The following is a 20880-nucleotide window of genomic DNA, read 5'->3' on the forward strand; positions in this document are numbered from 1 at the left end:
TCCCGCAGCGGGTCGGTTTTGCGCGTGGTCATCGCGCTTTTTGCCGTCATCGTCATCGCTGGTTGCAGCGGGGCGGACAGCAAGTACGACAAGACCACCAACTGGAGCGCAGAACAACTCTACGCGGACGCCAAGGCCGAAATGTCGTCGGGCGGCTGGAAGGAAGCGCGCGAGCGCCTGACCGCCATCGAAAGCCGCTACCCCTTCGGCGTCTACGCGCAGCAGGCCCTGCTTGAACTGGCCTACGTCAACTGGAAAGACGGCGAGAACGAACAGGCGCTTGCCGCCATCGACCGCTTCCAGCAGCTGTACCCCAATCACCCCGGCACCGATTACGCGCTCTACCTGAAGGGCCTGATCAACTTCACGCCGGCCAGCGCCTTCATGAGCAACCTCACCGGCCAGGACCCGGCCGAGCGCGACCCCAAGGGCCTGCGCGCGTCCTATGACGCCTTTACCGAGCTGATCAAGCGCTACCCGGAAAGCAAATACAGCGTCGACGCCGAAAAGCGCGTGGCCTGGCTGGTCAACACCATTGCCATGAACGAAGTCCACGTGGCCCGCTATTACTACGAGCGTGGCGCCTACGTGGCCGCCGCCAACCGCGCGCAGACCGTCATCACCGACTTCGAGGGCGCCCCCGCCACCGAAGAAGCGCTCTACCTGATGGTTCAGTCGTACGACAAACTCAACATGACGGACCTGAAGAACGACGCGCAGCGCGTCTACGACAAGAACTTCCCGAACAGCGAGTTCCGCACCAAGGGCCTGAAGGCCGACAAGAGCTGGTGGAATCCCTTTAACTGATTCCGCTCGCATGGGAAGAGAAAAGCCCTTCAAGATTGAAGGGCTTTTTTTTGCCTGCGCGGCGCGGACGGCGCCGCCTGGAGCCGCGTTCCTTGCGCCGGTCTATTCGTCGTCCGGTCCGCGCTTGCGACGGTAGAACGCCAGCACCTCTTCCAGCTCGCGCGTGCGCGCAAATGGCGGCAGACCGCGCCACAGGCGCTTGCCGTAGGGCTTTTCCACCAGCCGGGCGTCACCCACCATCAGCACGCCCCAATCCGATTCCGTGCGGATCAGCCGGCCCGCGCCCTGCTTGAGCGAGATGGCGGCTTCCGGAAGCTGGTATTCCGCAAACGGGTTGCCGCCCTGCGCGCGGCAGGCGCGCAGACGGGCCTCGATGACGGGATCGTCGGGCGGCGCGAACGGCAGCTTGTCGATCGCCACCAGCGTCAGCACGTCGCCCGGCAGGTCGATGCCTTCCCAGAAGCTGGCGCTACCCACCAGCACCGGGTGCTTGAGCTTGCAGAAGCGGTCGAGCAGATCGCGGCGCGTGCCCTCGCCCTGCTTGAGCAGCGGCCAGTCATGGCCCGCATCGTCAAAGGCATCGGCCAGCAGATTGGCCACCTTGTCCACGGCGCGCAGTGTCGTACAGAGCACCAGCGTGCCGCCCGGACTGGCCTCCAGCAACGGCATGAGGGTCTGCACGAAGCGGTCCAGGAACTGCGGCGATTGGGGTTCGGGCATGCCGCGCGGCACGAACAGCAGCGCCTGCTCGGGGTAGTCGAACGGGGACTCCCACTTGCCGGTGCGCGCGGACTCCAGGCCAAGCTGGCTGGTGAAGTGCGTGAATTCACCGTTCACCGACAGCGTGGCCGAGGTCATGATCCAGGCCTGGCCAGGCTTGCGGAATTTGGAAAAAGCCTGCGCCACCGACAGCGGCGCCGAATGCAGGCGCACGTGGTGCAGTCCGTGCTCGACCCAGCGCACGGCCGGGCCGGTCCATTGCTCGGCCAGCGCCGCGCCTTCGAGCAGGGCCGCGGGGGTGGAGGGACCGTCGCCGAGCGGGCTTTGCACGGGCGCCTGGTCGTCGCGGCCCCAGCCCTCGTCGTCGTGCACGCCGGTACTGCGGCCGGGCGTTGCCCAGCGCTTGAGCTTGACCGAGATCTCGGCCCCCATGCGCGCAGCCGCGAGCAGGTCCGGGTGTTTTTCGGCCACCGCGCCCAGCGCCTTGGTGGCGCTGTCCACGGCCTCGCGCAGCGACAGCAGCGCGACGTCGAATTCCTCGGGGTTGGGAATGGCCTCGAACGTGGCCTTGCGGCCCGGCATCTTGTCCAGCGGCGCGCAGACCAGCCGCAATTCGCGCGCGGCGGTTTCCAGTTGGCGGCTGACGTCGCTCCATTTGGCGGCTTCGCGCGCGTAGGCCAGCCCCGCGACTTCCAGCGCGCGGCCAAAATCCATGAGCTGGTGCGTGGACACGCTGCTGCCCAGAAAGCGCGTGGCGGTATCGGGCAATTGATGGGCTTCGTCGAAGATGACGGTGTCGGCTTCGGGCAGCAGATCCGTGACGCCTTCTTCGCGCAGCATCAGGTCGGCCATGAAGAGCGCGTGGTTGACGACGACGACGTCGGCCTCTTGTGCCTGGCGGCGCGCCTTGACGACAAAGCAGTCGCGGATGCGCGGACATTCCTGGCCCAGGCAGTTTTCGCGGGTGGATGTGACGCGTTGCCAGATGTCGGCGTCTTCGGGCACCTGCGCCAGGTCGCCGCGGTCGCCCGTTTTGGAGATGCCCGCGAACACCTGGATCTGGCGCAGCTGCTGGATCTCGGAGCGGGATTTGAGCGCGCGTTCGTCGCCCTGCAGGCGCTCCAGGTGGTAATGACACACGTAGTTGCCGCGGCCCTTGAGCAGCGCGGCCGTCACGGGCGCGGCCAGCGCCGCGCGCACGCGCGGCAGGTCGCGCGCAAAGAGCTGATCCTGCAGGGTGCGTGTGCCGGTGGAGATGAGCACCTTGCCGCCCTGGATGAAGGCGGGTACAAGATACGCCCAGGTCTTGCCGATGCCGGTGCCGGCCTCGGCCACCAGCGTGGCGCGGTCCTGGATGGCCTGGCCGATGGCCTGCGACAGTTCCACCTGCGATGGACGTGGCTTGTAGCCGGGCAAGGCCGTGGCCAGCGGCCCGTCCTCGTCAAAGAATTCGGATATGTCCAGGTCCAGCATTACAGCAGCCTTGTGTAGGGCCCCAAATGATACCTGCTGCCGCGTCGTTTTCCGGCTTGCGGCCTGCCGCAACGCCGCTGGCAGAGGGACGGATCAGTCCCTTCTGCCACGTTCCGTAACAACGGCTTATGGCACAATCCGCCCCTTGTTTTCCCTTTTTGCCGTCGTATAGAGATGTCTGAAACTTCCACTATCACGAACGTCGCCGCCGGCGTCGACAACGCCCGCATCGTCGCGCAGCTCGCCACCGAGCTGGGCGCCCGCGCCTCTCAAATCGCTGCGGCGGTGGAACTGCTGGATGACGGCGCGACCGTGCCCTTCATCGCCCGCTACCGCAAGGAAGCGACCGGCGGTCTGGACGACACCGTGCTGCGCAACCTGGAAGTCCGCCTGGGCTACCTGCGCGAGCTCGAAGACCGCCGCGGCGCCATCCTGGAATCCATTTCGCAGCAAGGAAAGCTGACGGCCGAACTGCAGCAGGAAATCGCTTCGGCCGACACCAAGCAGCGCCTCGAAGACTTGTACGCGCCGTACAAGCCCAAGCGCCGCACGCGTGCGCAGATCGCCCGCGAAGCCGGCCTGGAACCCCTGGCCGACGCCATCCTGGCCGATCCCGCCTGCGATCCCGCAGCCCTGGCCGCGCAGTACCTGAATCCCGAAGCCTCCATCAACGACGCCAAGGCGGCGCTCGATGGGGCGCGCGACATCCTCGCTGAACGCTACGCGGAAAACGCCGACCTGCTGGCCGACATGCGCGAGCACCTGTGGTCCACCGGCCTCGTGTACTCGAAGATGATCGAAGGCAAGGAAACCGAAGGCGCCAACTTCCGCGACTGGTTCGACTTCAACGAGCCGCTGCGCACCCTGCCCTCGCACCGTATCCTGGCGCTGCTGCGCGGCCGTCAGCAAGGTGTGCTTGAACTGCGCCTCGGCCTGGAAGCCGACCTCGAAGCGCAGACGCCGCATCCGTGCGTGGCCCGCATCGCCAACTTCCTGAAGCTGGGCAACGGTCTTTTCGCGCTGGACGCCACGCCGCGCGCGCGCTGGCTGGGTGAAGTCTGCCGCTGGACCTGGCGCGTGAAGCTCCTGACCGCCTTCGAAAGCGAACTGATCGGCCGCCTGCGCGAAAGCGGCGAAGCCGAGGCAATCCGCGTGTTCGCCGCCAACCTGAAAGACCTGCTGCTGGCCGCCCCCGCCGGTCCCAAGGCCGTGCTGGGCCTGGATCCCGGTATTCGCACGGGCTGCAAGGTCGCGGTCATCGACCAGACCGGCAAGGTCGTCGACACCACCACCGTGTACCCGTTCGAACCGCGCCGCGACCGCGACGGCACGATCAACACGCTGGCCGCGCTGGTGGCGCGCCACAAGGTGGACCTGATCGCCATCGGCAACGGCACGGCTTCGCGCGAAAGCGAAAAGCTCGTGGGCGACATGATGGAGCGTTTCCCCGACCTGAAGGTCACCCGCGTCGTCGTGTCCGAGGCAGGCGCGTCGGTGTATTCGGCATCGGAAACCGCCGCCCAGGAATTCCCCGACTTGGACGTCACGCTGCGCGGCGCCGTGTCCATTGCACGCCGTCTGCAGGATCCGCTGGCCGAACTGGTCAAGATCGACCCCAAGGCCATCGGTGTCGGCCAGTACCAGCACGACGTCAACCAGCGCGAACTGGCGCGTTCGCTGGATGCCGTGGTCGAAGACTGCGTGAACGCGGTGGGCGTGGACGTGAACACGGCATCGGCCGCGTTGCTGGCCCGCGTGTCCGGCCTGAATTCGCTGCTGGCCAAGAACATCGTCGCCTTCCGCGACGAGAACGGTGCGTTCCCCACCCGCGACATCCTGCGCAAGGTGCCGCGCTTTGGCGACAAGGCGTTTGAACAGGCCGCGGGCTTTCTGCGCATCCCCAACGGCGACAACCCGCTGGACGCGTCGGCGGTGCACCCGGAAGCCTATCCCGTCGTCGAGCGCATCGTCGCCAAGATCAAGACCGAGGTCAAGCAGATCATCGGCCAGCGCGAGGCCCTGAAGGGCGTGTCGCCGTCCGACTTCACCGACGAGCGCTTCGGCCTGCCCACCGTGAAGGACATCTTTGCCGAACTCGAAAAGCCCGGCCGCGACCCGCGCCCGGAGTTCAAGACGGCGCAGTTCAAGGAAGGCGTGGAAACGCTGAACGACCTGTACCCCGGCATGGTGCTGGAGGGCGTGGTGACCAACGTGGCCAACTTCGGCGCGTTCGTGGACATCGGCGTGCACCAGGATGGCCTGGTGCATATCTCGGCGCTGGCCGAGAAGTTCGTGAAGGATCCGCGCGATGTGGTGCGCGTGGGCCAGACGGTCAGCGTCAAGGTGCTGGAAGTGGACGCCGCGCGCAAGCGCGTGGCGCTTACCATGCGCCTGAACGACACCGCCGCGCCGGCCCGCCGCAGCGCCGATGCGCCCAAGGGCGGTGACCGTCCCCGCCGTCAGGGCGATGGCGGCCGCAACGCCGGTGGCGCGGCCGGATCGATGAACAGCGCCATGGCCGACGCGTTCGCCAAGCTCAAGCGCTGATCCGCCGATCCGCTGCACTGCCCAGATCCCGGCGCCCGATGCGCCGGGATTTTTTTTGCACTGTTAATGGAGCAAGCAGCTGAACTGCATGCGCGACGGCGCGGATTGCCCGCGCCGTCTTCGGCTGCCGTTTATTCCCGCGCCAGCGACAAGAGCGCTTCGCGGGTGCGGGCGAGGCGCGCCGCGGGCTCGCCCTGCATGCCCTCGGGCGCGGTGGCGACGGTCACGCCATCGATCACCGCCGCATAGCCCTCTGTCTGCGCCTGCAGGACGCTGTCAGCGGGTTCGGACTGCAACCGGCGCATCAAGGCGCCCGCTTCCTTGGGATCGGCAAAGCGCTGCGACAACAGCAGTTCCTCGCCGTCGGCCGCCAGCAGGCGGAAGCGGAAGCCGCCGTCCTCGTCACGGAAGCTGACGAAGCGCGCGCCCTTGGATTTTTCCTTCTTGCCCTGCGCGCCCTTGCCGGCCGTGGCGGCTGCGCTCAGGTTGCGCAGGCCCACGGCCTCGCGCAGTTCCTGCATGAAGGGCACGGCAAGCTTGCGCGCCTTGGCCGCGCCGGCTTGCAGGATGTCTTCGATGCGGCCCGGATTGGCCATCAGGTCGACGTACTTTTCGCGCATCGGCGCAAGCAGCGCTTCCAGGTGCTCGAACAGCGCCTGCTTGGCGTCGCCCCAGCCCATGCCCGCTTCGAGCTGCTGGCGGAACGCCGCCGATTGCTCGGACGTGGCGAACGCGCGGTACAGCGTGTACAGGTGGGAGGATTCGGCATCCTTGGGTTCGCCGGGTTCGCGCGAATCGGTCACGATGCGCATCACCGAGGCGCGCAATGCGCTCTTGCCGCCTTCGAACAGCGGAATGGTGTTGTTGTAGCTCTTGGACATCTTGCGGCCGTCCAGCCCCGGCAGCGTCGCCACGTCTTCTTCGATGACCACTTCCGGCAGCGAGAAATAGTCGCGTCCGTACAGGTGGTTGAAGCGCTGCGCGATGTCGCGCGCCATTTCAAGATGCTGGATCTGATCCCGGCCCACCGGCACCTTGTTGGCGTTGAACATCACGATGTCGGCCGCCATCAGGATCGGGTACGAGAACAACCCCATGGTGATGCCGTCGTCCGGATCCACGTTCTTGGCCACGTTCTGGTCGACCGACGCCTTGTACGCATGCGCCCGGTTCATCAGGCCCTTGGCGGTCACGCAGGTCAGCAGCCAGCTCAGTTCGGGGATTTCGGGAATGTCCGACTGGCGGTAGAACGTCACGCGTTCGGCGTCCAGACCGACCGCCAGCCAGGTGGCGGCGATTTCCAGGCGCGAGCGCGCCACGCGTGCCGGATCGTCGCACTTGATCAGCGCGTGGTAGTCCGCCAGAAAGAAGAATGCGTCGACGCCGGGCTGCGTGCTGGCCTGCACCGCCGGACGGATCGCGCCCGCGTAGTTGCCGAGATGGGGGGTTCCAGTCGTGGTGATGCCGGTAAGGACGCGGGTATTCATGAGGCGAGAAGGCGGTTGCTAGGGGAAGCCGTCAGTGTAACGTGCCGCAGCGCGGCCCTGCCCGCCCGCCACGCAGCCTGCGCCTACCAGACCGCCAGCACGGGCGCGGCCAGCGCGCACAGGCCGCCCGCGGTCAGCGCCGCGCGCGGACGGAAGGTCAGGAACCAGATCAGCAGCAGGCCGGCAATGCTGAGAATGCCGATCCATTCGACCGTCCCGTAGCTCCAGCCCCAGACCGCCGCGGACGCCCACAGCGACAGCGCAAGCGCCGTCCAGCCGAACAGCCGCAACGGCAACCGATGACGGCGCGGCAAGGCGCGGTCGAACAGATCTTCGTAGTGCCGGTCCATGGCCAGGCACAGAGCGGAAAACCCGGCATAGGCCAGGCAGAAGGCGGCAAGCGTCATGGCGTATCACCTCGCGGTTCGAAAGCGGTGCGGTGCACGGCGGCCGGAACGGCGGGGTCGTTCGGGGCGGGCGCAACGGCAGCGGACTTGACTGCCTGGGCGCGCGCGGCGCGCGGCTTGCCCGCGGATCTGGCGGGCGCCTTGCGGGCCCGGGCAGCCTTCCGCGCCATCCATGCAAAAAACAGGGCGCTTGCCAGGCACGTCAGGTCAAAACCCGCCATCACCCAGTCGCCCTGCGGCAACGAGACGCCCAGGTGCCGGTGCGTGGTCAGCGCATTGACCACGGGCACCAGGGCCAGCGCGGCCGCGGCCACCGCCAGCAGGTCCTGCCATTTGCGCCGCTGGAAGAGAAACGCATAGACCAGCGACAGGCCCCAGGCGATGAAGAACGCGCGCACCTCCCACACTTGGCGGCCGGGCATGTCGGCGGGCAGCAGCCGGTTGGCCAGGAACACCGCCGCCACGCCGAACACGACCCCCGTGATGGTGCCCGCGTTCAGGCCGTCCACCAGCCGCAGCGAGAACGCCTCGCGCGCGTCGCCCGGCCGGGCCTTCTGGCGGCGCTTGGCGATCCACAGCACCAGGCCCGTGGCCACCATGGCCGTGCCGGCCAGGCTGACGATGAAATACAGCCAGCGCAGCACCGGTTCGGCGAACAGGCCAAGGTGCAGGCCGGTGATCACGCCAGCGGTCAGGGCGGTCGCGCTGCGGCCGGCCTCGGACTCCTGCAGCGCGCCCGTCACCCCGTCAAAGCGCATGAACGGCGCCATCAGCCCGTACGACACGCCGTCGCCCACGTGGCGGCTGATGGTGATGGTGGCGCCCGCGTCATTGGGATTGTTGACGGTCACCCGGCCGACGCGGCCTTGCCACTGCTGCTCGGCCTGCGCCACCAACGGGGCAATCAGAACCAGCGGCGCGGGCTGGTTCAGCGGCGGCGTGACCTTGAAGGCCTTGAAGACCTCGTTGGTGTAATCGCGCGGATTGTCGTAAACGGCCTGGATGCCGGCCGGCATCAGCATCACCATGAACAGCACCAGGCCGCTGAAGGTGATCATCAGGTGAAACGGCAGGCCCAGCACGGACAGCACGTTGTGGCCATCCATCCATGCGCGCTGGCCGCCCTTTCCGGGCCGGAACGTGAAGAAATCCGTGAATATCTTCTTATGCGTGATGATGCCGCTGATGATCGCCACCAGCATGAACATGCCCGCGATGCTGGCCAGCCAGCGTCCCCACGGAAACGCGGTTTCCAGCTCGAAATGGAAGCGGTAGAAGAAGTCGCCGCCGCGGGTCTGGCGCGGCGTCACGGCCTGGCCGGTGGCCGCGTCCAGCTTGACGCGCACGAATCCGCGCTCGCCCGGCTTGGGCTTGGGGGTCTGGTACAGCAGCTGGATGAGGGGTTCGCGGTCGGACGGCGGCGTGATGAACCAGCGCTTGGCGTCAGGCGCGTTTTCCGCCAGATAGCGCTGCGCCGTGGCGACGGCCTGAACGGCAGGCGCCGGTTGCACCTGGATCTCGGGCTGCATCCAGCGCGTGATCTCGGGCCGGAAGAACGCCAGCGAGCCGGTCAGGAACATCGCGAAGAGCACCCAGCCGAAAATCAGCCCGGCCCACGTATGCAGCCACGACATCGACTGGCGCAGGCCCTCTTCGCCGGGATGCCTGGTCTTGGCCGCCTTCATGCCGCCCCCACGAGCCGGTGCGCGAGAAACATGCCGCCCAGCAGCGCGGCGGGGACCAGGATGCCCGCCCAGGCGCGCCAGGCGTTGCGCGTGGCGAACACCCAGATCACGCCGCAGGCATAGACCACGAAGGACAGCAGCTGCGCCGCGGTCACGGCATCGGGCCGCCCCAAAGGCAGCCAGACCGCCAGGCAGGCGGCCGCCGCCGAGGCCAGGGCATAGCCGCCCAGGATGGCGGCCGTCGCGCGGGAGAAGACGGCCAATCGGTAGCGCATCATGCCTGCGCCGGCTGCGGGAGCTTTCACGGGAGTTCTAGGTGGTTGCGGGGACGTGGCCGGCCTGAATTATAACGATTCTCGTTAATACAGGAACGGCCAACCTGCTTACCAGCGATATCGCAGGCTCGCCTTGATGGAGCGCTGGTAGCCGAACCAGCACCAGGACTCGCCGGAGCACGACGCGATGTACTCCTTGTCGAACAGGTTCTGCACGTTCAGCGCAACCTGCATGCCCTTGAGGGCGGGCGAGGCGCGGCCCAGGTCATAGTCCAGCATCAGGTCCACCAGCGTGACTTTCGGCACCTTCAGCGTGTTGGCCTCGTTGGCGTACGACGAACCGATGTACCGCACGCCGCCGCCCACGCCAAGGCCGGCCAGCGGGCCTTCCTGAAGCTGGTAGCGCGCCCAGGCCGACGCCTGCTGCGACGGCAGCGCGGCGGGGGTCTTGCCGGTCAGGTCAAAGCCCGCCGCATTCGGATAGGCCTTGGTGTATTCGTTGTTCATGACCGAGTAGGCGGCAATCAGCGACAGGCCGCGCATCGGCTCGGTCTTGGCCTCGAGTTCGATGCCCTGCGTGCGCAGCTCGCCCGCCTGGATCGAGCAACGTCCACCCGCCGTGCCGCACAGGTGCGTCGGGTCCGGGTCGGTGGTCGTCATGTTCTCGCGGCGGATGTCGAAGGCCGCGAAGGTCAGCATCGTGGCCGAGCCCGGCGGCTGGTACTTGATGCCCACTTCGTACTGCTTGCCCTCGATCGGCTTGAACGGCGTGTTGTTCCAGCCCGTGCCCGACTGCGGCTCGAAGGATTCCGAGTAACTGAAGTACGGCGCCACGCCGTTGTCGAAGTTGTAGATGGCGCCGAACCGGCCCGAAAACGCTTCGGCGTTCAGCTTGGACGGGGTGACGCGGCCCGAGGCGATCGCCGTCGTCTCGCCCACGTTGCGCGACCAGTCGTAGCGCCCGCCCAAGAGGAACGACAGACGGTCGATCTTGATCTGGTCCTGGAAATACACGCCGGTCTGGTACTGCGTGGTGGTCGCGTCGCTGGAGAATGCCGGCACGGGAATGTTCTGGAAATTGTCCGGATTCTTCACGTAGAGCGCCGGCGCGGAACCAAATCCCGACAGCGTGTCGGTCTTGACGTGCTGGTAGTCGAATCCCACCAGGACGTTGTGGCCGATCTTGCCGGTGTTGAAGCGGGCCTGCAGGTTGTTGTCGATGGTCAGCGCCCCCACATCCACGTCGGTCGCGATCGAGGCGCGCTGATGGTACAGGTAGGTCCTGTCCGTATAGCCGTAGTAGTTGGTCATCGCGCCATAGACGCTGCGGTACTTGGCGTCCGAGTGCGTCCAGCGCAGGCTTTGCGAGGCCTTGAACGTGTCGTTGAAGCGATGGTCCAGGATGTAGCCCAGCGAGTAGCTCTTGCGGTCGCTCTTTTCGAAATTGGCGTCGCCATCGTAGTAATCGGCGGGCAGCCGGAAGCCGTCGGGCGCGCGCAGCAAGGTGCGCATGGCCGGCACCGCGCCGTACGACCCCATGTCGGGATCATGCTGGAAATTGGTCAGGATGGTCAGCGAGGTATCGGCATTGGGTTTCCAGGCGAACGCGGGTGACACGAAGTAGCGGCGTTCCTTGGTGTCCTGCACCTGGCCGTCCGACATGTAGCCCGATCCCACCAGGCGATACAGGTACTTGCCCTCTTCGTCGATGGGGCCGCCGAAGTCGAAGTTGGCGCGGCGGAAGTCGTAATTGCCAACCTGCAGTTCCACCTCGCGCAGCGGCTCGTCCAGCGGCCGCTTGCTGACCTGATTCACCACGCCGCCCGGACCGCCCTGCCCGTACATGACCGACGCCGGCCCCTTGAGCACGTCCACGCGCTCAAGGCGGAAGGCATCGACCTGCGGCAGCGCATCGCGGCCGCCGAACACGCGTAGCCCATCAAGGTACGTGGACGCCGAGAATCCGCGCACGTTGAACTGGTCCAGGCGGGTCGCCGTGGCGCCGCGCGACTCGGTGGCCACGCCCGCCGTGTAGCGCAGCACCTGATTCAGCGTCTGCGCGCCCTGCTCGGTGATCTGCTCGCGCGTGACCACGGACACCGACTGCGGCGTCTCGATCAGCGGCGTGTCCGTCTTGGTGGCGCTGGCGCTGGCGGTAGCCACGTAGCCCACCGTGGGCGCATAGGCGCTGTCCGACATGCCCGTGACCGTCACGGGCGCCAGCGTATGCGTATCGCCCGCGGAGGCTGGCGCGGGCGCCAGCGTCCACGTGTTGCCCGATTGCGCGCGCGCCTGCAGGCCGCTGCCCGCCAGGATGCGCGAGAAGCCCGCGCCCACCGTATACGCGCCGTTCAACCCGTCCGAACGCCGCCCCCGCACCAGCGCCGGATCGAACGACAGCACCACGCCCGCGCTGCGCGCGAACTGCGTCAGCGCATCGGCCAGCGGCCCTGCCGAAATCTGGAAACTGCGCTGGCCATTGGCGGCTGCCGCCGCGTCTGCGGCTGGCGTGGACTGCGCCCAGGCCGCGGGCGCGCCGGCGGCCAGCGCTCCGGCGCACGACACGGCCAGGACGGCTTGACGGCCGGCGGTCAGCGGTGCGCGCAGGCGGGTGTGGATTGAAGCGGACACAAACATCTCCCTGTACGGTGGTTTCTTTCTGCTTTCCGTACGGGGATGCAAAACCTGCAATGCGCCGGCAGGAAATTTGTAACGGTCAGGCGTCGCGCGGTCCGACCTGCAGCCAATAGTGCGTGTGGCGCGTGACGGTGATCGGCAGGGAGTGTTCCAGCGCATTGAGCGCGCGCTCGGCGTCGTCCAGCGGAAACACCCCGGAAAGCCGCAAGGCCGCCACCACGGGATCGACGCGGATGACGCCCACGCGCTGGCGGGCCAGGTATTCGGCAAAGTCGTCCAGCCGCCATTCCTTGGCCACCACCATGCCGTCCACCCACGCGAGCCGGTCCGGGTCCGTCGCGCCGCGCTGAAGTTCGCCGTCTTCGGCAGGGAACAGCCGTTCACCGGCGGCAAGCTGCGTCAGGACGCCATCGCGCAGCAGCGCCACGCTGCCTTCGTACACGCCCACGCGCGCGCCTTGCGCCGTTCGCCGCAGGTCGAACCGCGCGCGCTCGGCCTGCACTTGGCCGTCGCCGGTGTCCACGCGCAGCGTCCGCGCGCCCGGATACGGCTCGGCCTGCACCAGCATCTCGCCGCGCAAGAGCGCAATATCACGTACGTTGCCGCTGACGTTGACGCGCACGGCAGAATCGCTGTTCAGGGTGACGCGCAACCCGTCCGCCAGCGCAAGGGCCTGGCGTTCGCCCACGCGGGTGCTGTAGTCGGCGACCAGCCGCTGCCAGGGCGCATGACGGTAGCCGGCCCACCCGGTGGCGGCCACGCCGGCCACGGTCAACAGGCTGCGCAGCGCGGCGCGCCGGCTGCGCGAGGCGGGCGCGTTCAGCGCCGTGTGCGCCAACGCCGCCGGCACCCGGCGCGCATCGCGGCCGATGTCCTGCAGGCGGTCCCACGCGACGCGATGCGCGGGATCCTGCGCAATCCAGGCGCGGCACGACTCGCGCGTTTGCAGGTCCGCCACGCCCGATTGCAACCGGGTCCACCAGACAATGGCCTCGCGCACGACGGCCTCCGAAGGGGCGGCCTCCGAGGACCTGCCTGCGGGGGGCATGAGCTTCAGCGCGTCAGGCATGGATCGCCGCATAGCACGCGGACATCGCGCGCACCATGTATTGCTGCACGGAGCTCAACGACACATCAAGGCGTTCGGCGATCTCGGGATACGTCAGGCCGTCAAGCTGCGACAGCAGGAACGCGGCGCGCGCCTTCGGCGGCAGGCCGTCCAGCAGGCGATCCAAGTGCACCAGCGCCTGCAATTGCTCGGCCTGCGCCTCGGGCGACGGCGCATAGGTCTCGGGCACGCCGGCCAGATAGGCAAGGTACGCGTGTTCCAGCGCGGCGTGGCGCTGGTGGTCGACGACCAATCCCTTTGCGATGGTGGTGAGGAGCGCCCGGGCCTCGCTGGCCCGCACCTGCTTGCGGCCCTGGATCACCCTGACGAAGACGTCCTGCGCCAGATCCTCTGCACGGTGTTCGCAGCCCAGCTTGCGGCGCAGCCATCCGAACAGCCACGGGCGGTGATCTCGGTACAGGCCATCGACAGGCGCGACCTGGGCGTCGACGCACGGGGCCGATGAGGAAAGCAAGGTGGAAGACACGGATGAGACTGCGGCGCGGGACCAAAAGTCTCAAAATCTTAATTGATAATGACTTGCATTAACAATGATTGACCTCACCCGGCCCTGAAATTGCGGGCCGGGTGACGCATTACTACAACGTCGCGGCCAGGCGGCGTTCGGATTCCAGGTATTCGCGCGACTGCATTTCCATGATGCGCGAGACGGTCCGGTGAAACTCGTTGGCCAGCGCGCCTTCCGTGTAGATCTCTTCGGGCTCGCACTCGGCCGACATGATGAGCTTGACGCGATGGTCGTAGAACACGTCGATCAGCCAGGTGAAGCGGCGCGCCTCGGACGCCTGGCGCGGGCCCATGCGCGGCACGCCCGACAGGATCACGGCGTGGAAGCGGTTGGCCAGTTCCAGGTAGTCGTTCTGCGAGCGCGGACCGCCGCACAGCGTGGCAAAGTCGAACCACACCACCGAGCCGCCCAGCGCCAACGCGCGGATCTCGCGATGCTCGATGTGCAGCACGGGCTCTTGCGGAGGCGTGTCGGCCAGCGCGTCGAAGGCCGCCTGCAGCGCCTTCTGCGCATGCTCGTCCAGCGGCGTGTGATAGCTCTGCACCTGCTCCAGCGAGCGGCGGCGGTAATCGATGCCCGCATCCACGTTCATCACGTCCATGCGCGACTGGATAAGCGCGATGGCGGGCAGCACGCGGTCACGGTGCAGGCCGTCGGTATACAGCGTGGAGGGTTCGTAGTTGGACGTCATCACGAACGACGTGCCGTATTCGAACAGCTTGAGCAGCAGGCGGTGCAAGATCATTGCGTCCGCCACGTCGGACACATGGAATTCGTCAAAGCAGATCAGCCGGTAGCGCTTGGCCACGCGCTTGGCGACCTCGTCCAGCGGATCCTGCATGCCCTTGACGTCCTCGAGCTCGCGATGCACACCGCGCATGAATTCGTGAAAGTGCAGGCGCGTCTTGCGCACCACCGGCACGGTGGCATAGAACGCATCCATCAGGAAGCTCTTGCCGCGGCCCACACCGCCCCACAGGTACACGCCGCGCGGCACGTCGGGACGGTTCAGCAGCTTTTTCAGCGCGTTCGAGCGCATCGACTTGAACTTGACCCATTCGTCGTAATAGCGCTGCAAGCGGTCGATCGCCTTCTTCTGCGCGTCGTCGGGCTTGTAGCCGCGTTCGGCCAATGCGTGTTCGTAGTAGTCGCTGACGTTCATAGGGGAACCGGATCAGGCTGAAATGGTAATGGCGGTAAAGAAAAGGGCGGGTCCTGGAACCCGCCCCCGGTCTTGCAGCAGTCAGTCGCGGCTTAGAAGTTCAGCGCGCGCTTGTCCACGGCCAGCGCGGCTTCCTTCACGGCTTCCGACAGGGTCGGGTGCGCGTGGCAGATGCGGGCGATGTCTTCGGCGGCGCCGCGGAATTCCATGATGGTCACGGCTTCCGAGATCAGTTCCGAGGCCATCGGGCCCACGATGTGCACGCCCAGGACTTCATCGGTCTTGGCATCGGCGATCACCTTGGCAAAGCCGGTGGTGTCGCCCAGCGCGCGGGCGCGGCCGTTGGCCAGGAACGGGAAGCTGCCCGCCTTGTACTCGCGACCTTCGGCCTTGAGCTGCTGTTCGGTCTTGCCGACCCAGGCGATTTCCGGCGAGGTGTAGATGACCCACGGCACGGTGTCGAAGTTGACGTGGCCATGCTGGCCGGCGATACGCTCGGCAACCGCCACGCCTTCTTCTTCAGCCTTGTGCGCCAGCATCGGGCCGCGCACCACGTCGCCCACTGCCCAGACGTTCGGCAGGTTGGTCTTGCAGTCGCCGTCCACGGCCACGAAGCCGCGTTCGTCCAGCTTCAGGCCCACGGCGTCGGCGTTCAGGCCGCCGGTGTAGGGCACGCGGCCGATCGAGACGATCAGCTTGTCCACGACCAGCTTCTGCTCGGCGCCCTTGGCGTCGACGTAAGGCACGGTCACGGACTTGGCGGTCGCCTTGATCTCGCCGATCTTGACGCCCATCTGGATGTTCAGGCCTTGCTTGGTGAAAGCCTTCAGGGCTTCCTTGGCCACTTGCCCGTCGGCGGCAGCCAGGAATTCCGGCATCGCTTCCAGGATGGTGACTTCCGAACCCAGGCGGCGCCACACGCTGCCCATTTCCAGACCGATCACGCCAGCGCCGATGACGCCCAGCGTCTTGGGCACGGCGCCGATGTTCAGTGCGCCGTCGTTGGACAGCACGACCTTTTCGTCGAACGGCAGGCCGGGCAGTTCACGCGCCGACGAGCCGGTGGCGACCACGACGTGCTTGGCAACCAGGTCTTCCTCGGCGGTGCCGGTGACCTTGATGGCCCAGCCGCCTTCCACCTGGCCGCTGAACGCGCCCTTGCCGTGGAAGAACGTGACCTTGTTCTTCTTGAACAGGTACAGGATGCCGTCGTTGTTCTGCTTGACCACCGTGTTCTTGCGGCCGATCAGCGTGTCGAGCTTCAGGCTGACGCCCTTGACTTCGATGCCGTGCTCGGCGAAGTGGTGGTTGGCTTGCTCGTAGTGTTCCGACGATTGCAGCAGCGCCTTGGACGGGATGCAGCCGACGTTGGTGCAGGTGCCGCCGGGAGCCGGGCCGCCTTGGCCGTTCTGCCAGGCGTCGATGCAGGCGACCGACATGCCGAGCTGCGCGGCGCGGATGGCGGCGATGTAGCCGCCGGGGCCTGCGCCGATCACGACGACGTCAAATTGTTTGGACATAGTGTTCTCGCGAATGAGGGGTGAAGAAGCGCACTTCCTGCCCAGCGGGGTCGTGCTGCGGGCCGGCGGGGAGCCGGCCCGGGCGCCGCGCGACTTGCGGGTCGCGTTCGGCGCCGGCCAGGGGCGTCGAGATTACAGGTCCAGCAACAGGCGCTGCGGATCTTCCAGGGCGTCCTTCATGGCGACCAGGCCCAGCACGGCTTCGCGGCCGTCGATGATGCGGTGGTCGTAGGACAGGGCCAGGTAGTTCATCGGGCGGATGACGATCTGGCCGTTTTCGACGACGGCGCGATCCTTCGTGGCGTGCACGCCCAGGATGGCCGATTGCGGCGGGTTGATGATCGGGGTCGACAGCATCGAGCCGAACACGCCGCCGTTGGAGATCGAGAACGTGCCGCCGGTCATTTCTTCGATGCCCAGCTTGCCGTCAGCGGCGCGGCGGCCGAAGTCGGCAATGGTCTTCTCGATGTCGGCGATCGACAGCTGGTCGGCGTTGCGCAGGATCGGCACCACCAGGCCACGCGGGCTGCCGACAGCGATACCGATGTCGAAGTAGCCGTGGTAGATGATGTCCTTGCCGTCGATCGAGGCGTTGATCAGCGGGTACTTCTTCAGCGCGGCAACGGCGGCCTTGACGAAGAACGACATGAAGCCCAGCTTGATGCCGTGTTCCTTTTCGAACTTGTCCTTGTACTTGGCGCGCAGGTCGATGACGGCCTGCATGTTGACTTCGTTGAACGTGGTCAGGATCGCGTTTTCCTGCTGCGATTGCAGCAGGCGCTCGGCGATGCGGGCGCGCAGGCGGCTCATCGGCACGCGCTGTTCCGGACGGCCGTCCAGCGACAGCGTGGTCGGGGCGGGCGCGGCGGCAGCCTTGGCCGGCGCGGCCTTGGGCTGGGCGCTGGCGGCCAGGGCGTCGCCCTTGGTCACGCGGCCATCGCGGCCGGTGCCCGACACGGAAGCGGCGTCAACGCCCTTCTCGGCCAGGATCTTCGAGGCGGCGGGCGAAGCGACGCCGGCAGCGGCGGTCGAGGCCGGGGCGGCAGCGGCGGGCGCCGGCGCGGCGGCGGCTTGCTCAGCGGCCTTGGGGGCTTCGGCCGGTGCGGTGGCGGCGGCGGCAGCCTTGGCGGCGGTGTCGATGCGGGCCAGCACTTCGCCGGAGGTCACGGTGCTGCCATCGCCCTTGACGATTTCGGACAGCACGCCCGAGGCGGGGGCCGGCACTTCCAGCACGACCTTGTCGGTTTCGACTTCGATCAGGATTTCGTCGGCTTCAACGGCAGCGCCCGGCTGCTTCTTCCAGGTCAGCAGGGTGGCTTCGGAAACGGATTCGGAAAGTTGGGGAACGACGACGTCGGTAATAGCCATTTTGTTTATTCCGTAGAGAGTGTGTTCTTGTCACGCGGCGCGGCAAGGTTCGAAACGGGGTTCCGGAACGCTTGCCGCCCGCGGCGCGTGCATCAAGCAAGAGTTACTTCGTCAACATGACCTTGAACTTGGGCGCGAAGGCCGTTTCGATCAGGGCCTTCTGCTGCTCCTGGTGCTTGGCCAGGTAGCCCACGGCCGGCGATGCCGACGCGGCACGGCCTGCGTAGCCAAGCTTCTGGCCTTCGACCATGTTCTCGTACACGTGATGCTGAACGTAGAACCAGGCGCCTTGGTTCTGGGGTTCGTCCTGCACCCAGATCACTTCGGTTGCCTTGGGGTACTTGCGCAGTTCGGCTTCGAACGACTTGTGCGCAAACGGATACAGCTGCTCGACGCGGATGATGGCGACGTTGTCGGCGCCACGCTCGCGGCGGGCGTTGACCAGGTCGTAGTAAACCTTGCCCGAGCAAGCCAGCACGCGCTTGACCTTGCTGGCGTCGATGGCCTCGTCGACCTCGCCGATGACCGGGCGGAAGCTGCCGCCGGCCAGATCGGTCAGGGGCGATCCGGCGTCCTTGTTGCGCAGCAGCGACTTCGGCGTGAACAGCACCAGCGGCTTGCGGAACGGACGGATCATCTGGCGGCGCAGGACGTGGAAGATCTGCGAAGCCGAGGTCGGCTGAATCACCTGCATGTTGTTGTCGGCGCACAGCTGCAGGAAGCGCTCGATGCGGCCCGACGAGTGCTCGGGGCCCTGGCCTTCGTAGCCGTGCGGCAGCATCAGCGTCAGGCCCGACTGGCGGCCCCACTTGGCTTCGCCGGAGCTGATGAACTGGTCGATCACGACCTGGGCGCCGTTGACGAAGTCGCCGAACTGGCCTTCCCAGATGACCAGCGTGTTCGGTTCGGCGCTGGAGTAACCGTATTCAAAGCCCAGCACCGCCTCTTCGGACAGCACGGAGTCGATGACGGTGAACGGCGCCTGGCCTTCCGACACGTTCTGCAGCGGAATGTAGGTGCCGTCGTTCCAGCGTTCGCGGTTCTGGTCGTGCAGCACGGCGTGGCGGTGCGTGAACGTGCCGCGGCCCGAATCCTGGCCGGTGATGCGGATGGCGTAGCCCGAGGACACCAGGGTCGCGAAGGCGAGGTGTTCGCCCATGCCCCAGTCCAGGTTCATTTCGCCCTTGGCCATCGTGCGGCGGTCGTTCAGCAGCTTGGCGACCAGCGGGTGCACCGTGAAGCCTTCCGGCACGGTGGTGATGCGTTCGCCGATGCGCTTGAGTTCAGCCAGCGGCACGGCGGTGTCGGCCTGGTCGGTCCACTTGGCGCCCAGGAACGGCGACCAGTCGATGGCGTACTTGCTCTTGTAGTCGGTCAGCACCGGTTCGATGGTGCGTTGGCCGTCTTCCATGAGCTGGCGGTAGTCCTTGACCAGCTGATCGGCTTCGCCGTCGGCCAGCACGCCTTGCGTGGTCAGCTTGTCAGCGTACAGCTTGCGCGTGCCGGGGTGGTGGCCGATGCGCTTGTACATCAGGGGCTGCGTCAGCGACGGGGTGTCCTGCTCGTTGTGGCCCAGCTTGCGGAAGCAGACGATGTCCACGACGACGTCGTGGCGGAACTGCAGACGGTAGTCCAGCGCCAGCTTGGTGACGAACACCACGGCTTCGGGATCGTCGCCGTTGACGTGGAACACCGGGGCTTCGATCATCTTGACCACGTCGGTGCAATACAGCGTCGAACGCGAGTCACGCGGGTCGGACGTGGTGAAGCCGATCTGGTTGTTGATGACGATGTGCAGCGTGCCGCCCGTACCGTAGCCGCGCGTCTGCGCCAGGTTCAGGGTTTCCATCACGACGCCCTGGCCGGCAAAGGCCGCGTCGCCGTGCACCAGCACCGGCAGCACTTGCTTGCCTTCGGCATCGCCGCGGCGTTCCTGGCGGGCGCGTGCGCTGCCTTCGACGACGGGGTTGACGATTTCAAGGTGCGACGGGTTGAACGCCAGCGACAGGTGGACGGGGCCGCCGCGCGTGGACAGGTCGCTCGAGAAGCCGTTGTGGTACTTCACGTCGCCGTCGGTCAGGCCTTCGGCGTGCTTGCCTTCGAACTCGGCGAACAGGTCGCCGGGCATCTTGCCCATGATGTTCACGAGCAGGTTCAGGCGGCCGCGGTGGGCCATGCCGACCACGATTTCCTGGACGCCGTTTTCACCGGCGTGGTTGACTACTTCGTCCATCGAGGCGATGAAGCTTTCGCCGCCTTCCAGCGAGAAGCGCTTCTGGCCGACGTACTTGGTGTGCAGGAAGCGTTCCAGGCCTTCGGACTCGGTGAGCTGCTGAAGGATGTGGCGCTTTTCTTCCGCGGTGTACGTGGGCGCGCCCAGCGTGGTTTCCAGGCGTTCCTGGATCCAGCGCTTGGCGGCGGGGTCGGAGATGTGGGTGAATTCTGCACCGATGCTGCGGCAGTAGGTGTCGCGCAGCGCCTTCAGGATGTCGCGCAGCGTCATCGTGCTGGCGGTCGTGAAGTAGGTGTTGGTGGCCGAGTACGTCTGGTCCAGATCGGCTTCGGTCAGGCCGTAGAAGGCGGGATCGAGCTCGGGGATCGGCGGACGTTCCTGGCGCTTGAGCGGATCGAGGTCGGCCCAGCGCGAACCCAGCGAACGGTAGGCGGCAATCAGCGATTGCACCGAAACCTGCTTGCTGGCCACGCTCAGGTCGGGTTCGGCGCAGCGTTGCACGAAGGCATTGGCCTTGGCGCGCTGGGCGAACGATTCGACGATGGGAGCGTGGGCCTGGTCGCGAGTGGATTCCTGGCCGTCGGTTGCGGGAGCGTGCTGCAATTGGTCGAAATATTCGCGCCAGTTGTCAGGTACCGAACCGGGGTTATCGAGGTAGGCTTCGTAAAGCTCCTCGACATACGGGGCATTACCCCCAAAGAGGTAAGACGTGGATAGAGATTCTATTTCCGAAGACATATCGCTTCACCTTTACGAGTGCTTCACTCGAGACGATGCAGGAAAACCTTCCGCGACACGGGCTTCCCGTTAGGCGGATAGCAGGGGCAGAAGGCGCGTACAAGCCTTGAAAGCCTATGGTCGAGAAGTATAACCCTTTGAGTTTACGGGCGTCTTCCCGCATTTCCGTGACGCGAAAGCCCTT

At 66.5% G+C, this 20880-nt stretch carries 14 protein-coding genes; 2 read left to right on the forward strand and 12 right to left on the reverse strand.

Translation table 11 applies throughout. The features are described 5' to 3' along the window. Positions 1–18 precede the first annotated feature (18 nt). Complete coding sequence (locus KVT32_RS03485; RefSeq protein ID WP_056322165.1) at positions 19–807, forward strand: outer membrane protein assembly factor BamD; 789 nt, start codon at positions 19–21, stop codon at positions 805–807. Between the two features lie 102 nt (positions 808–909). Here the strand turns inward: KVT32_RS03485 and KVT32_RS03490 are convergent, their stop codons facing one another. After that, positions 910–3000 carry an ATP-dependent DNA helicase gene (locus tag KVT32_RS03490; RefSeq protein WP_152383748.1) on the reverse strand — a complete coding sequence of 697 codons (2091 nt, stop codon included), beginning with the start codon at positions 2998–3000 and terminating at the stop codon, positions 910–912. Between the two features lie 174 nt (positions 3001–3174). On the opposite strand from KVT32_RS03490, the gene tex reads away from it, so the two are divergent. Next, the gene (gene tex, locus KVT32_RS03495; protein ID WP_062838569.1) at positions 3175–5547 is read left to right on the forward strand and encodes an RNA-binding transcriptional accessory protein Tex; all 2373 of its coding nucleotides are present in this window, start codon (positions 3175–3177) and stop codon (positions 5545–5547) included. Positions 5548–5678: 131 nt separating this feature from the next. On the opposite strand, the gene KVT32_RS03500 is transcribed toward tex, so the two are convergent. From KVT32_RS03500 to KVT32_RS03550, 11 genes are all read right to left on the reverse strand, one after another. Continuing rightward, on the reverse strand, positions 5679–7034 hold the full coding sequence (locus tag KVT32_RS03500) for a tryptophan--tRNA ligase (protein WP_152383747.1): 1356 nt from the start codon (positions 7032–7034) through the stop codon (positions 5679–5681). Positions 7035–7117: 83 nt separating this feature from the next. Next, entirely contained in the window at positions 7118–7441 is a 324-nt protein-coding gene (locus KVT32_RS03505; protein WP_056322155.1) for a DUF3325 domain-containing protein, read from the reverse strand. After that, positions 7438–9126, reverse strand: a complete 1689-nt coding sequence (locus KVT32_RS03510; RefSeq protein ID WP_217617714.1) for a PepSY domain-containing protein — start codon at positions 9124–9126, stop codon at positions 7438–7440. Before KVT32_RS03510 ends, KVT32_RS03505 begins: the two co-directional genes overlap by 4 nt. Then, a complete protein-coding gene (locus tag KVT32_RS03515) occupies positions 9123–9404 on the reverse strand; it encodes a DUF3649 domain-containing protein (protein WP_175156310.1) in 282 nt (93 codons plus the stop codon). Before KVT32_RS03515 ends, KVT32_RS03510 begins: the two co-directional genes overlap by 4 nt. A 105-nt stretch (positions 9405–9509) precedes the next feature. Continuing rightward, a complete protein-coding gene (locus KVT32_RS03520; protein ID WP_152383744.1) occupies positions 9510–12038 on the reverse strand; it encodes a TonB-dependent siderophore receptor in 2529 nt (842 codons plus the stop codon). 79 nt (positions 12039–12117) lie between these two features. After that, positions 12118–13107: a FecR domain-containing protein gene (locus tag KVT32_RS03525; RefSeq protein WP_152383743.1), complete on the reverse strand. Its 990-nt coding sequence runs from the start codon at positions 13105–13107 to the stop codon at positions 12118–12120. Continuing rightward, positions 13100–13633 carry a sigma-70 family RNA polymerase sigma factor gene (locus KVT32_RS03530; RefSeq protein WP_152383742.1) on the reverse strand — a complete coding sequence of 178 codons (534 nt, stop codon included), beginning with the start codon at positions 13631–13633 and terminating at the stop codon, positions 13100–13102. Before KVT32_RS03530 ends, KVT32_RS03525 begins: the two co-directional genes overlap by 8 nt. Positions 13634–13745: 112 nt before the next feature. Further along, a complete protein-coding gene (zapE, locus tag KVT32_RS03535; RefSeq protein ID WP_152383741.1) occupies positions 13746–14837 on the reverse strand; it encodes a cell division protein ZapE in 1092 nt (363 codons plus the stop codon). A gap of 92 nt (positions 14838–14929) precedes the next feature. Continuing rightward, complete coding sequence (gene lpdA / locus KVT32_RS03540; RefSeq protein ID WP_056322141.1) at positions 14930–16357, reverse strand: dihydrolipoyl dehydrogenase; 1428 nt, start codon at positions 16355–16357, stop codon at positions 14930–14932. Positions 16358–16489: 132 nt separating this feature from the next. After that, positions 16490–17725, reverse strand: coding sequence for a 2-oxoglutarate dehydrogenase complex dihydrolipoyllysine-residue succinyltransferase (odhB, locus tag KVT32_RS03545; RefSeq protein ID WP_056322139.1), 1236 nt, complete (start codon positions 17723–17725; stop codon positions 16490–16492). A 103-nt stretch (positions 17726–17828) separates the two neighbouring features. Then, positions 17829–20696, reverse strand: coding sequence for a 2-oxoglutarate dehydrogenase E1 component (locus tag KVT32_RS03550; protein ID WP_152383740.1), 2868 nt, complete (start codon positions 20694–20696; stop codon positions 17829–17831). Positions 20697–20880 lie beyond the last annotated feature (184 nt).

This window comes from Achromobacter sp. GbtcB20 (assembly GCF_019091095.1).
Taxonomy (GTDB): Bacteria; Pseudomonadota; Gammaproteobacteria; order Burkholderiales; family Burkholderiaceae_B; genus Achromobacter; species Achromobacter mucicolens.

Coding starts and splice junctions, on each gene's coding strand:
- KVT32_RS03510 (WP_217617714.1), bottom strand. CDS start 9,126: ATGAAGGCGGCCAAGACCAGGCATCCCGGCGAAGAGGGCCTGCGCCAG.
- odhB (WP_056322139.1), bottom strand. CDS start 17,725: ATGGCTATTACCGACGTCGTCGTTCCCCAACTTTCCGAATCCGTTTCC.
- KVT32_RS03515 (WP_175156310.1), bottom strand. CDS start 9,404: ATGATGCGCTACCGATTGGCCGTCTTCTCCCGCGCGACGGCCGCCATC.
- tex (WP_062838569.1), top strand. CDS start 3,175: ATGTCTGAAACTTCCACTATCACGAACGTCGCCGCCGGCGTCGACAAC.
- KVT32_RS03505 (WP_056322155.1), bottom strand. CDS start 7,441: ATGACGCTTGCCGCCTTCTGCCTGGCCTATGCCGGGTTTTCCGCTCTG.
- KVT32_RS03490 (WP_152383748.1), bottom strand. CDS start 3,000: ATGCTGGACCTGGACATATCCGAATTCTTTGACGAGGACGGGCCGCTG.
- KVT32_RS03520 (WP_152383744.1), bottom strand. CDS start 12,038: ATGTTTGTGTCCGCTTCAATCCACACCCGCCTGCGCGCACCGCTGACC.
- zapE (WP_152383741.1), bottom strand. CDS start 14,837: ATGAACGTCAGCGACTACTACGAACACGCATTGGCCGAACGCGGCTAC.
- KVT32_RS03550 (WP_152383740.1), bottom strand. CDS start 20,696: ATGTCTTCGGAAATAGAATCTCTATCCACGTCTTACCTCTTTGGGGGT.
- lpdA (WP_056322141.1), bottom strand. CDS start 16,357: ATGTCCAAACAATTTGACGTCGTCGTGATCGGCGCAGGCCCCGGCGGC.
- KVT32_RS03500 (WP_152383747.1), bottom strand. CDS start 7,034: ATGAATACCCGCGTCCTTACCGGCATCACCACGACTGGAACCCCCCAT.
- KVT32_RS03525 (WP_152383743.1), bottom strand. CDS start 13,107: ATGCCTGACGCGCTGAAGCTCATGCCCCCCGCAGGCAGGTCCTCGGAG.